Annotated in this window: 10 protein-coding genes; all 10 read left to right on the top strand. The window is 68.2% G+C overall.

Features of this window, described 5'->3' with window-relative positions; translation table 11 throughout:
* Positions 1-39 precede the first annotated feature (39 nt).
* The 10 genes from mtnA to AC3WT6_RS14250 all read left to right on the top strand — a co-directional run bounded on the left by mtnA (position 40) and on the right by AC3WT6_RS14250 (position 13,115).
* A complete protein-coding gene (gene mtnA / locus AC3WT6_RS14295) occupies positions 40-1,032 on the top strand; it encodes an S-methyl-5-thioribose-1-phosphate isomerase (RefSeq protein ID WP_492654275.1) in 993 nt (330 codons plus the stop codon).
* 44 nt (positions 1,033-1,076) lie between these two features.
* Positions 1,077-2,141 (top strand): UDP-3-O-(3-hydroxymyristoyl)glucosamine N-acyltransferase, encoded by a 1,065-nt coding sequence (lpxD, locus tag AC3WT6_RS14290; protein WP_492654274.1) that lies wholly within the window; start codon positions 1,077-1,079, stop codon positions 2,139-2,141.
* A 3-nt stretch (positions 2,142-2,144) separates the two neighbouring features.
* A complete protein-coding gene (gene fabZ, locus AC3WT6_RS14285) occupies positions 2,145-2,627 on the top strand; it encodes a 3-hydroxyacyl-ACP dehydratase FabZ (RefSeq protein WP_492654273.1) in 483 nt (160 codons plus the stop codon).
* Entirely contained in the window at positions 2,624-3,424 is an 801-nt protein-coding gene (gene lpxA / locus AC3WT6_RS14280) for an acyl-ACP--UDP-N-acetylglucosamine O-acyltransferase (protein WP_492654272.1), read from the top strand. Before fabZ ends, lpxA begins: the two co-directional genes overlap by 4 nt.
* Positions 3,425-3,707: 283 nt before the next feature.
* A complete protein-coding gene (gene lpxB / locus AC3WT6_RS14275; RefSeq protein WP_492654271.1) occupies positions 3,708-4,868 on the top strand; it encodes a lipid-A-disaccharide synthase in 1,161 nt (386 codons plus the stop codon).
* A gap of 60 nt (positions 4,869-4,928) precedes the next feature.
* Entirely contained in the window at positions 4,929-5,570 is a 642-nt protein-coding gene (gene rnhB / locus AC3WT6_RS14270) for a ribonuclease HII (RefSeq protein WP_492654270.1), read from the top strand.
* Complete coding sequence (gene dnaE / locus AC3WT6_RS14265; protein WP_492654269.1) at positions 5,567-9,154, top strand: DNA polymerase III subunit alpha; 3,588 nt, start codon at positions 5,567-5,569, stop codon at positions 9,152-9,154. Before rnhB ends, dnaE begins: the two co-directional genes overlap by 4 nt.
* Positions 9,151-10,140, top strand: coding sequence for an acetyl-CoA carboxylase carboxyltransferase subunit alpha (locus AC3WT6_RS14260; RefSeq protein ID WP_492654268.1), 990 nt, complete (start codon positions 9,151-9,153; stop codon positions 10,138-10,140). The genes dnaE and AC3WT6_RS14260 overlap by 4 nt, the downstream gene beginning before the upstream one ends.
* Positions 10,133-11,443 (top strand): tRNA lysidine(34) synthetase TilS, encoded by a 1,311-nt coding sequence (gene tilS / locus AC3WT6_RS14255; RefSeq protein WP_492654267.1) that lies wholly within the window; start codon positions 10,133-10,135, stop codon positions 11,441-11,443. Before AC3WT6_RS14260 ends, tilS begins: the two co-directional genes overlap by 8 nt.
* A 40-nt stretch (positions 11,444-11,483) precedes the next feature.
* Positions 11,484-13,115, top strand: a complete 1,632-nt coding sequence (locus tag AC3WT6_RS14250) for a 3-(methylthio)propionyl-CoA ligase (RefSeq protein WP_492654266.1) — start codon at positions 11,484-11,486, stop codon at positions 13,113-13,115.
* The last annotated feature ends 44 nt before the right edge of the window (positions 13,116-13,159 follow it).

Genomic DNA, 13,159 nt, shown 5'->3' with positions numbered 1-13,159 from the left:
CGCCCTTTTCGTCACCCGTCCATTTTAAGGGCAAGCTCCATGTCTTCTGTTGTACAGCCGATCGTCTGGGCCGCCGACCACCTGCAATTGCTCGATCAGCGCCTCTTGCCGCAGGAGGTGCGGATGCTCGCCTGCCGCAGCGCCGCCGAGGTCGCCGGCGCGATCCACGACATGGCGGTGCGGGGCGCGCCGGCCATCGGCATCGCCGCTGCCTACGGCCTGGTGCTCGACGCCCAAGAGGGTCGCGACTACGCCGCGGCGGAGAAGCTGCTCGCCGAATCGCGGCCCACCGCCGTCAACCTGCGCTGGGCGCTGGAGCGCATGCGCGCGGTCGCCCCGCGCCGCGCTGCCGCGCTGCTGGCCGAGGCCCAGGCCATCCATCAGGAAGACCTGGCGCAGAACCTGCGCATGGGCGAACTGGGCGCGGCGCTGCTGCCCGACGACGCCACCGTGCTCACCCACTGCAACACCGGCGCGCTCGCCACCGGCGGCCACGGCACTGCGCTGGGGGTGATCCGCAGCGCCCATGCCGCCGGCAAGCTGAAGTTCGCCTACAACACCGAGACCCGGCCCTGGCTGCAGGGCGCGCGCCTCACCGCCTTCGAGCTGGCGCAGGAGGGTATTCCCGGCAAGCTGCTGGCCGACGGCGCCGCCGCGCACCTGATGAAGAGCGAGAAGATCGACTGGGTGATCGTCGGCGCCGACCGCATCGCCGCCAATGGCGATACTGCCAACAAGATCGGCACCTATGCGCTGGCGCTGGCCGCGAAGGCGCATGGCGCGAAGTTCATGGTGGTGGCGCCCAGCGGCACCTTCGACCTGCACTGCCCGGACGGCGGCCACATCCCCATCGAGGAGCGCGGCGCCGCCGAGCTGACCGAGTTCCGCGGCGCGCCGGTGGCGCCGGTGGGCTACGCCGCTTACAACCCGGTGTTCGACGTCACGCCGGCGGCGCTGATCGACGCCATCGTCTGCGAACGCGGCGTGATCGAGCGGCCGGATGTCGCGAAAATTCGAGCCCTGATTGCCTAGCGCTGGTTCGCCAGCGCTGCCAAGTCCCGTTAATGTTGCCGGTTATGACTGCCTACACCCTTGCTGAACTGGCTGCCCGTTTCGACCTGGAAGTGGTCGGCGACGGCAGTACCTCGATTGAAGGCCTGTGCGAACTGCTGCCGGGCGAGCCGGGCAAGCTCGGCTTCATGAGCGGCGCGGCCTACCGCGCTGGCCTGGCCACCACCCGCGCGGCGGCGGTGATCGTCGGTAAGCGCGATGTCGCCGGCCTGACCACGCCGGGCCTGGTGGCGCGCGATATCGGCCTGGCCTTTGCCCGCATCGCCAAGCTCTACGACCGTAGCCTCGACTTCCAGCCCGGCGTGCACGAGACCGCCGTGGTCGATCCTGGCGCGCGAGTGGGCGAGGGCGTCTACCTCGGCGCCGGTGCCGTCGTCGAGGCTGGCGTGGTGATCGGCGAGGGCTCCTACATAGGCCCGCGCTGCGTGCTGCGCCGCGGCGCCAGCCTGGGTGCAGGCGCGCGCCTGGAAGCGGCGGTGACCATCGCCGAAGACGTGCGCATCGGCGCCCGTATCCTGGTGCAGCCCGGTGCGGTGATCGGCTCGCGCGGCTTCGGCAATGTGCGCCTGCCGGACGGCAGCTGGGAGTCGATGCCGCAGCTGGGCACGGTGGTGATCGGCGACGACGTCGAGATCGGCGCCAACACCACCATCGACCGTGGCGCCCTGGGCAATACCGTGATCGAAAACGGGGTGCGTCTCGACAATCTCATCCAGATCGCCCACAACTGCCTGATCGGCGCCAACACCGCCGTCGCCGCCTGCACCGGCATCGCCGGCTCCGCCAAGATCGGCAAGCGCTGCCTGATCGCCGGAGCGACCGCGATCAACGGCCACGTCAGCATCTGCGACGATGTCGTGGTGCTGGGCATGGGCATGGTCACGGCGTCCATCGACCAGCCCGGCATCTATGGCTCCGGCCTGCCGGCGTCGCCGGCCCGCGACTGGCGCAAGTCGGTGGCGCGCATCCGCCGCCTCGACAAACTAATTGAGCGGGTGAAGCACCTGGAAGGCTTGCTCAACGTAAAGGCGCAGGAGAGCGCCGATGCCTCTGAAGGAAACGACCACTAAAGCATGAGCCAGATCAACCTCGACATCCGCGACATCATGGGTCTGCTGACCCATCGCTCTCCCTTTCTGCTGGTGGATCGGGTGATCGCCTACGAAAAGCACAAGACGCTCACCGCGATCAAGAACGTCACCTACAACGAGCCTTACTTCACCGGTCACTTTCCGCTGGTGCCGACCATGCCCGGAGTGCTGATGCTGGAGGCGCTGGCGCAGACCTGCGGCCTCTTGGCGGTGCTCGACTCCGGCATCCGTCCGGACTCCGGTTATCTGCTGTATTTCGCCGGCGTCGACGAGGCGCGCTTCAAGCGGCCGGTGGTGCCGGGCGACCAGCTGACCCTGCATGTGGAGCTGGACAAGCAGAAGCGCCATGTCTGGCGCTTCAAGACCTACGCGCGGGTCGGCGAGGAGCTGGCCTGCGAGGCCCTGCTCACCTGCGTGCTCAAGCATCCGGACGAGGGCCGCACGGCGTTGGAGGTGCCGGCATGAGTCTGGCGCGCATCCATCCCACCGCCATCATCGATGCCAAGGCCGAGCTGCATGGCTCGGTGGAAGTCGGCCCCTATTCGATCATCGGCGCCGGCGTCGAGATCGGCGAGGACAGTTGGATCGGCCCGCACGCGGTGCTCACCGGCCCGCTCAAGCTGGGCAAGCGCAACAAGGTCTACCAGTTCGCCAGCGTCGGCGAGCTGTCTCAGGACAAGACCGCGACACCGGACCAGCCGACCAGCACGGTGATCGGCGACGACAACATCATCCGCGAGTACGTCAGCATCCAGCGCGGCACGATGAAGGAGTACGAGACCAAGCGCGGCGAAACCCGCATCGGTGATCGCAACCTGATCATGAACTACTGCCACATCGCGCACGACTGCGTGGTTGGCAGCGACACCATCTTTGCCAACAACGCCAGCCTGGCCGGCCATGTCGAGATCGGCGATTGGGTGATCCTGGGCGGCTACACCCTGGTCTACCAGTTCTGCCGTATCGGCCCGCATGCCTTCACCGCCTACGCCGCCGGCCTCTCCGGCGACGTGCCGCCGTTCGTGATGGTGCAGGGCAGCCCGGCCGATGCCCGGGCCATCAACAAGGAAGGTCTGCGCCGCCGCGGCTTCACGCCGGAGGAAATGGCGCCCATCGAAGAGGCCTTCAAGCTGATCTACCGCTCCGGCAAGGTGATGGCCGAGGTCAAGGCCGAGCTGGCCGAAATGGCGAAGACCTCCGAGCACGTCCGGCTGATGTCCGAGTTCATCAACTCGGGCAAGCGGCCGCTGGCGCGTGGGTGAGCCGGATCTGTAGTGAACAGCCAGTGGCTGTTCGCCCGGCGAACGCCCGGCCATGGATGGCCGGGCCGGGGGTGGGAGTATCTGCGCGCCTGCGCCAGGGATGGCAGGCGATCCGTCCGATTCGGCAGTGCCAGCCAGTGGCTGTTCGCCCGGCGAACGCCCGGCCATGGATGGCCGGGCCGGGGGAGGGAGTATCTGCACGCCTGCGCCAGGGATGGCGGGCGATCGGTCTGATTCAGCAGTGCCAGCCAGTGGCTCTGCTCCGGGGTATGGACCACTACTAATGACCGACGCTCCCCATTTCGCCCTGATCGCTGGTGAACTCTCCGGTGATCTCCTGGGCGCCGCGCTGATCCGCGCCCTGCGCCGGCGCTATCCGCAGGCGCGCTTCAGCGGCGTCGCCGGCCCGCGCATGCTGGCCGAGGGCTGCGAGGCGGTGGCCAGCATCGAAACCCTGTCGGTGATGGGGCTGGCCGAGGTGCTGCCGGCGATTCCGCGTCTGCTTAAGCTGCGCCGCATGCTGGTCAGCCACTACAGCCGCGAGCGCCCGGAGGTGCTGATCGGCATTGACGCGCCCGACTTTAACCTCGGCCTGGAAACCCGTCTGAGGCAGCGCGGCCTCAGGACCGTGCATCTGGTCAGCCCCACGGTCTGGGCCTGGCGTGAAGGTCGGGTGCGGACCATCGCCAAGGCGGTGGAGCGCATCCTCTGCCTATTCCCCTTCGAGCCGGCGGTCTACGCCAAGCACGGCGTCGCCGCCGCCTATATCGGCCATCCGCTGGCCGACGAGCTGGACGACGCGGTCAGCCCCGCCGTCGGCAAGGCCGCGCTGGGCCTGGACCCGGCGCGCCCGGTGCTGGCGCTGCTGCCCGGCAGTCGCGGCGGCGAGGTGAGCCGGCTGGCGGAGCTGTTCGCGCAGGCGGCGGCACGCCTGGCCGAGCAGATCCCCGGCCTGCAAGTGCTCACTCCGGTGGCCAAGCCCGGCCTGCGGCCGCTGCTGGAACAGGCGCGCCAGCATTACGCACCGGGCCTGGACTGGCGGCTGCTCGACGGCCAATCGCGCGAGGCCATGCGCGCCGCCGACGCGGTGCTGCTGGCCAGCGGCACCGCCACCCTGGAATGCCTGCTGCTGGGCCGGCCGATGGTGGTCGGCTACCGGCTCAGCGGCCTCAGCGCCTGGCTGCTGCGGCGCCTGCTGAAGGTCAGCAGCGTCAGCCTGCCGAATCTGCTCAGCGGCCAGAACCTGGTGCCCGAGCTGCTGCAGGAGGACTGCACGCCGGAACGACTGGCGCAGGCCCTGCAGCCGCTGTTGCAGGGTGGCGAGGCGGCCGACCGGCAGACCGCCGGATTCGCCGCCGTGCGCGCGGAATTGCGCCGGGACGCCGCCACCCAGGCCGCCGCCGCCATCGCCGAACTGCTGGAAACGCCGTCAGTACGGGCTTGAGCGCCGAATCGGCATCCGTCAAGTCGTGAAATCCTTCGCGTGCGCAGGCAAGCTGTCGCCATGAGCGCCGCCCCCCTCCCTGACTCCTGCCGGCTGATTGCCGGCATCGACGAGGCCGGGCGCGGCTGTCTGGCCGGGCCGGTGGTCGCGGCGGCGGTGATCCTGCCCGCCGACCACGGCCTGGTCGGTCTGAACGATTCCAAGCAGCTGTCGGCGCCTGCGCGGGAGAAACTCTTTCCGCAGATCCAGCAGCGCGCCCTGGCCTGGGCCATCGCCAGCGCCAGCGTGGCCGAGATCGACCGGCTGAACATCCTGCAGGCGAACTTCCTGGCGATGCGCCGCGCGGTCACGGCGCTGGGCCTGCAACCGGCGCTATGCCGGGTCGATGGCAATCAGGACCCGCGCCTGGGCCTGCCCACTGCGCTGGTGGTCGGCGGCGACGCCCTGCATGAGGAGATCATGGCGGCGAGCATCCTCGCCAAGGTCGCCCGCGACCGGCTACTACGTGAACTCGACGTCCAATACCCCGGTTACGGATTCGCCCAGCACAAGGGCTATGGCACCGCCGTGCACCTCGCCGCGCTGCGCCGGCTCGGCCCCTGCGCCGAGCATCGGATGAGCTTCGCACCCTGCGCGCAGCGTTCGCTGCTGGAGGCGGGTGCGGTGGCGGTGCCGCTGGCCGGCGAGGGAGCGGGCGCATGAGCTTCGTGCACCTGCGGGTCCACACCGAGTACTCGCTCACCGACGGCATCGTCCGGGTCGAGCCACCCAAGCGCAAGGGCGGCGGCCAGGGCGCGACGCTGACCTCGGCCGCCAAGGACCTGCAACTGCCGGCGCTGGCGATCACCGACCGCAACAATCTCTTTGCGATGGTGAAGTTCTACAAGGCCGCCGAGGGCGCGGGCATCAAGCCCATCGCCGGCGCCGATGTGCTGATCGAGGAGCGGCTCAAGGACGAGGGCGCCGAGCGCCTGACGCTCCTGGTGCAGAGCGAGGCCGGCTATCTCAACCTCGCGGCCCTGCTGTCGCGCGCCTATGCCGAGGGGCAGGGGCGCGAAGGCGCGGTGATCAAGCGCGCCTGGCTGGACGAACGCAGCGAGGGCCTGATTGCGCTCACCGGCCGCGACGGCAGCCTGGCCAAGGCCCTGCTCGGCGACGCCCTGGAAACCGCCGAGGCGATCCGCGCCGAATGGCTGGCGCGCTTCCCCGGCCGGCTGTACCTGGAGGTCACCCGCTGCGGTCGGCCCGGCGAGGAGGATTGGGTGGAACTGGCCGCGCTCTACAGCCGCTACAGCGGCCTGCCGTTGGTGGCGACCAACGACGTGCGCTTCCTCAAACGCGAGGATTTCGAGGCGCACGAGGCGCGGGTCTGCATCGCCACCGGCCGCATGCTGGCCGACGACAAGCGGCCGCGCGACTACAGCGAGGAGCAGTACCTGAAGTCGGCCGAGGAGATGCAGGCACTGTTCGCCGACTTGCCGGAGGCAATCGAGAACAGTCTGGAGATCGCCCGCCGCTGCACGCTCAGCCTCAAGTTCGGCACCTACCACCTGCCCAACTTCCCGGTGCCGGAAGGCCACACGCCGGACAGCTTCCTGGAACAGGAGGCGAAGAAGGGCCTGGAGTGGCGCCTTTCGCAGATCCAGCCGGCCCGACCGCTGCAGGAGTACCGGGACCGCCTCGATTTCGAGATCGGCATCATCAAGAAGATGGGCTTCGCCGGTTACTTCCTTACCGTGTCGGACTTCATCCAGTGGGCCAAGGACAACGGCTGTCCGGTGGGGCCGGGGCGTGGCTCCGGCGCCGGCTCGCTGGTGGCCTATTCGCTGAAGATCACCGACCTCGATCCCTTACCCTACGACCTGCTGTTCGAGCGCTTCCTCAACCCGGAGCGCGTGTCCATGCCCGACTTTGATGTCGATTTCTGCATGGACAACCGTGACCGCGTCATCAAGTACGTCGCCGAGAAGTACGGCCGCGAGTACGTCGGCCAGATCGTCACCTACGCGACCATGGCGGCGCGCGGCGTGGTGCGCGATGTCACCCGCATCATGGGCCACGGCTTCGGCTTCGGCGACCGCCTGGCCAAGCTCATCCCCGGCATCCCCGGCGCCACCCTGGCCGACGCCATCGAGGAAAACCCGGAGCTGAAAAAGGCCTACGAAGAGGAGGAGGACGTCCGCGCGGTGCTCGACCTGGCGCTGGCGCTGGAAGGCGTCACCCGCGGCGTCGGCGTACACGCCGGTGGCGTGGTGATCGCGCCCAAGCCCTTGTCCTGCTACACGCCGCTGTACTGCGAAGCCGACGGCAGCGGCGTGCGCACCCAGTTCGACATGAAGGACCTGGAAACCATCGGACTGGTGAAGTTCGACTTCCTCGGTCTGAAGACGCTGACCATCATCCAGGAAGCGGTCGATACCATCGCCCGCCTGCACGGCAAGCAGCTCGACATGCTGGCGCTGCCGCTGGACGACCAGATCACCTACCGCAAGGTCTACCAGTCCGGCGATTCCTCGGCGGTGTTCCAGATGGAATCGCCGGGCATGCAGAAGGCCAGCCGCGACCTCAAGCCCGACTGCTTCGAGGACATCATCGCGCTCGTCTCGCTGTACCGGCCCGGGCCGATGGAGAACATCCCGGAGTTCTGCGCCCGCAAGCGCGGCGAGATCAAGGTGGAGTACCTGCATCCGGAGATGGAGCCGGTCTTGAAGCCCACCTACGGCATCTTCGTCTACCAGGAGCAGGTGATGCAGATGTCGCAGCGCCTGGCCGGCTACAGCCTGGGCGGCGCCGACCTCTTGCGCCGGGCGATGGGCAAGAAGATCCGCGCCGAGATGGAAAAGCAGCGCGAGATCTTCACCACCGGCGCCATTGGCCGCGGTGTCGATACCGAGGTGGCGAGCAAGGTCTTTGACCTGATGGCGAAGTTCGCCGACTACGGCTTCAACAAGTCGCACGCCGCCGCCTATGCGCTGGTGAGCTACCACACCGCCTGGCTGAAGGCGCATTACCCGGCCGAGTTCATGGCGGCGGTGATGTCCTGCGAAATGGCGCATACCGAGACCGTCGTGGTGATGCGCGAGGAGGCCCTGCGCATGGGCCTCAAGGTGCTGCCGCCGGACGTCAACCGCTCGCGCTACCGCTTCACCGTGCCGGGGACGAACGCCGTGCTCTACGGGCTGGGGGCGATCAAGGGCGTGGGCGAGGGCGCGGTGGAGGGCATCGTCGCCGAACGCGACGCCAACGGCCCCTACAAGGACCTGTTCGACTTCTGCCGGCGCATCGACACCAAGCGCTGCAACAAGAAGGTGATGGAGGCGCTGGTGTATTCCGGCGCGCTGGACGGCTTCGGCCTCAATCGCGCCTCGCTGATCAAGACCCTGCCCAAGGCCCTGCAACTGGCCGAGCGGGCCGCGGCCTCGGCCAGCAGCGGCCAGAACGAGCTGTTCGGCCTCGGTTCGCCGCAGCCGAAGATCAGCGAGCGGGTACAGGCCGACCAGGTGCAGGACTGGGGCCTGGGCGAGCGCCTGCAGCACGAGATCGAGACGCTGGGCTTCTACCTCTCCGGGCATCCCATGGATACCTCCCGGGAGCTGATCGACCAGATCTGCAGCGCCCGGCTGGCCGATCTGCTGGCCAATCTGCCCAAGCCGGTCAAGGGCAATGACGGCAAGCCCAAATGGCAGCCGCGGACCAAGCAGCTGTTCGCCGCCTGGGTCACCGAGATCCGCTTCTTCAAGCCCAAGGAAGAAGGCGGACGGGCCAGCTACAAGGTCAGCTTGAGCGATGCCGACCGCAGCATCGCGGTCTGGATCGACGCCGACAAATGGCCCAAGTACGCGGGTTTTCTGAAGGCCGACAGCCTGGTGTTCGTGCTCTCCGAGCTGGGCTGGACCCAGCCCAAGGACGACCGCCCGGAGGAGCAGCGGTTGTTCAATGCCGATTTCTTCGCCCCCGGCACGGTGATGAACGAGTACGCCCAGCGCATCAGCCTGCGCTGGCTGCGCCGGCCGGCCGCCGAGGTGCAGGCGCTGAAAACCCTGCTGCAGCCCTACAAGGACCCACTGGGCGTGCCGGTGACGGTGGAATACCTGGGCGCGGGCGCCAGCGCGGTGCTGGAATTCCCTCCGGACTGGCGCCTGAAGGCCGACGGCCAGTGTCTTGCGGCATTGCAACAATTCCTTCCCGGCGACTGCGTTAAAGTGCAATATCGACGGTACGTGCCACCGGTCCAGGAGCGACGCTTCGAGCGCTCCTTCGCCGGCGGCGGTGGAGACGATGAATGAACCTGAACTATCTCGACTTCGAACAGCCCATTGCTGACCTGCAGCAGAAGATTGAAGAGCTGCGTTTCGCCACCCAGGGCAGCGAAGTCAACCTGACCGCCGAGATCGCGGCGCTGGAGGGCAAGATCGTCCAGCTCACCGAGCAGATCTTCGCCAATCTCACGCCCTGGCAGGTCGCCCAGCTGGCCCGCCACCCGCAGCGCCCCTACGCGCTGGACTACATCAACGGCATCTTCACCGAGTGGGAAGAGCTGCACGGCGACCGCCACTACGCCGACGATGCCGCCATTGTCTGCGGCGTTGCCCGCCTGGAAGGCCGCGCCTGCGTGGTGATCGGCCAGCAGAAGGGCCGCGACGCCAAGGAGCGGGTGCTGCGCAACTTCGGCATGCCGCGCCCCGAGGGTTACCGCAAGGCGCTGCGGCTGATGAAGATGGCGGAGAAGTTCCAGCTGCCGGTGCTGACCTTCATCGACACCCCCGGCGCCTATCCCGGCATCGGTGCCGAGGAGCGCAACCAGTCCGAGGCCATCGCCCGCAATCTCTTTGAGCTGTCGCGCCTGCGCACGCCGGTGATCGCCACGGTGACCGGCGAGGGCGGCTCCGGTGGCGCGCTGGCGATCGGCGTCGCCGACGTGGTGATGATGCTCCAGTACAGCATCTACTCGGTGATCTCGCCCGAAGGCTGCGCCAGCATCCTGTTCAAGTCCGCCAGCCGCGCGCCGGAAGCCGCCGCCGCCATGCGCGTCGGCGCGCAGGACATCTACAACCTGAAGCTGATCCACGAAGTCATCCCCGAGCCCCTGGGCGGCGCCCACCGTGATCCGGCGACCATGATCGCCAGCGTCAAGGGCCGTCTGGTGGAGCATCTGGACCGCCTGCTGCAACGGCCGATGACCGTGCTGCTGCACGACCGCTATCAGCGCCTGATGAACTTCGGCGCCTACGAGGAGCCGCAGGTCGTCACCCATCTGAAGGCCGTTGGCTAAATCCAGAGCCAGCTCCTGGGCCGGCCATCTACAGGCGCCTGCTGGTCACGGCCAGGCGCCCTGCCTGCTGGCCTATAGCGGCGGCGCCGATTCCACCGCTCTCCTGCATCTGGCCGTAGAGCAGGCCCTGCCGGGTCTGCGCGCGGTACATGTCCACCACGGCCTGCAGGCCGCCGCCGATGACTGGGCCGCGCACTGCCAGCAGGTCTGCGCTGGCCTGGGCGTGCCGCTGGAGGTGCTGCGCGTGCAGGTGGCGGCCGACGATCCGGCGGGGCCGGAGTCCGCCGCCCGCAGCGCCCGCTATGCCGCGCTGCGCAGTCGCCTGCCGGCAGGCGGGCTGCTGCTGACCGCGCATCACCGCGACGACCAGGCCGAGACCGTGCTGCTGCGCCTGCTGCGTGGCAGCGGCGTCGACGGTCTGGCCGCGATCCGGTCTTTCACCCGCTTCGACCCCGGCTGGCTGTGGCGGCCGCTGCTGGCGGTGCCGGGTGCGGCGCTGCGCGACTACCTGCGCGAGCGCGGGAGCGACTGGATCGAGGACCCGCACAACCGGTCGCCACGTTACGCCCGCTCCTGGCTGCGTCAGGAGCTGATCCCGCGGCTGCGGCTGCGCTGGCCGGAGGCCGAGCAGCAGCTCGCCGCCACCGCCGCGCGCTGCGCCGAGGCGGCGGAGTTGCTGGCGGAATTGGCCGCCGAGGGCTTGCCGGCGGTACAGCGGGAGGACGGTGGCCTCTCGGTTTCTGGCCTGCTGGCCTTGAGTCCGGCGCGCCGTCACCTGCTGCTGCGACACTGGCTGGAGCAGTTGGGGCTGCCGGCGACCTACGATGAAACCCTGCGGCATCTCGACCGCGAGGTGCTGGCGGTGCGCCCGGACGCCGAGCCCCTGCTGGCCTGGCCGGGTGGTGAGTTTCGGCGCTACCGCGACGGTCTCTACGCCAGTGCGCGTCTGCCACCTCCGCCCGAGGACTACGCGCTGGAGTGGGATGGCTTAAGCGAACTCCGGCTGCCGGCCGGCTGTGGGCGCCTGGAAGCCGGCGGTCCGCTGCGGGCCACCGTGCGTCTGCCCCACGGCGGCGAGCGCCTGCGCCTGGCCGGCGAAGCCCATCACCGCAGCCTGCGCGCGCTGGCACAGCGCGAGGGACTGCCACCCTGGGTGCGACAGCGCTTGGCGCTGATTTATGTCGATGGGGAATTGCAGTCCATCGCCGGGCGTTGGCATGCCGATCACAAGCCGCGTTGTGAATACATCCAAACTTGGTCTAATGCCGAACTGCCCGGCCTGCCGTTAAGCTGGCGTCGATAAAGCGGTAACCAACCATCGCCTGCCCAGGAGGAGAACCTAGATGCACGGCCTCATGATGGATCAGCCCCTGCTGATCTCCGAACTGATACGTCACGCCGAGCGCTACCACGGAGACACCGAGATCGTCTCGCGGCTGCCCGACGCGGCCGGGGCCATTCATCGCACTAGCTGGGGCGAGGTGGCGCGGCGCTCCCGCCAGCTCGCCAACGCCCTTGGCGGCCTGGGCCTAGGCCCGCAGGCCATGGTCGGCACCCTGGCCTGGAATACGCATCGGCATCTGGAGCTGTACTACGGTGTGTCGGGTAGCCAGCGGGTGCTGCACACCATCAATCCGCGGCTGTTCGCGGAGCAGATCTGCTGGATCATCAATCACGCCGAAGACGCGGTGGTGTTCTTCGACGTGACGTTTGCGCCGCTCGTTGATGGCCTGGTGGCGGGCGGCTGCCCAAGCGTCAAGCACTGGGTGGCGCTGACCAGCGCCGACCGGCTGCCGGCGATGAAGAACGTCCAGCCGCTGGCCTACGAGGAACTGCTGGCCGCCGCCTCGCCGGACTACCAGTGGCCGAGCTTCGACGAGCGCGAAGCCGGCTCGCTCTGCTACACCAGCGGCACCACCGGCAACCCCAAGGGCGTGCTGTACTCGCACCGCTCGACCATCCTGCACGCCTACGGCACCTGCATGCCGGACGTCATGGGCCTCTCGGCGCGCGACGTGGTGCTGCCGGTGGTGCCGATGTTCCACGTCAACGCCTGGGGCATCCCGTACTCCGCCGCCGCCATCGGCGCCAAGCTGGTCATGCCCGGCGCCGGTCTGGACGGCCCCAGCCTCTACGAGCTGTTCGAGAGCGAGAAGGTCAGCTTCTCGGCCGGCGTGCCGACGGTCTGGCTGGGCCTGCTCCAGCATCTGCAGAAGAACAATCTGCATTTCAGCCGGCCCTGGCACTCCATCGTTGGCGGTTCCGCCTGCCCGCCGGCGCTGATGCGCGCCTACCGTGATGGCTACGGCGTGAAGATCCGCCACGCCTGGGGCATGAGCGAGATGTCGCCGCTGGGTACGGTCTGCACGCTCAAGGAAAAGCATCTGAAGCTGTCACCCGAGGAACAGTTCGCCATCGAGCTGAAGCAGGGGCGGCCGGTATTCGGCGTCGACATGCGCATCGTCGACCAGAACGGCCAGGCACTGCCGCACGATGGCAAGGCCTTTGGCGACCTGCAGGTGCGTGGCCCCTGGGTAGTAAAGAACTACTTCAAGCTGGACAAGGATCCCTTGCAGGACGGCTGGTTCCCGACCGGCGATGTCGGCACCATCGACCCCGACGGCTATCTGCAGATCACCGACCGGAGCAAGGACGTGATCAAGTCCGGTGGCGAGTGGATCAGCAGCATCGACCTGGAGAATGTCGCGGTCTCCCATCCGGCGGTACAGGAGGCGGCGGTCATTGGCGTCTACCACCCGAAATGGGACGAGCGACCGCTGCTGGTGGTGGTGAAGAAGGCTGGTGCCGAGCTCAGCGCGGCCGAGCTGATTGCGCACTTCGAGGGCAAGATCGCCAAATGGTGGACGCCGGACGACGTGGTGTTCGTCGAGGACATCCCCCACACCGCCACCGGCAAGATCAGCAAGCTACAGCTGCGTCAGCAGTACAAGGAATACAAGCTGCCGACCGCCTGAACGGGGGTATCCAAAACCCGACCCGGAGGCCTGACGGCTTCCGG

Source organism: Stagnimonas sp. FW305-C-60, assembly GCF_058782965.1.
Note: the sequence above shows the minus strand (reverse complement) of the source record. Positions and strands in the feature narration are given on the sequence as shown.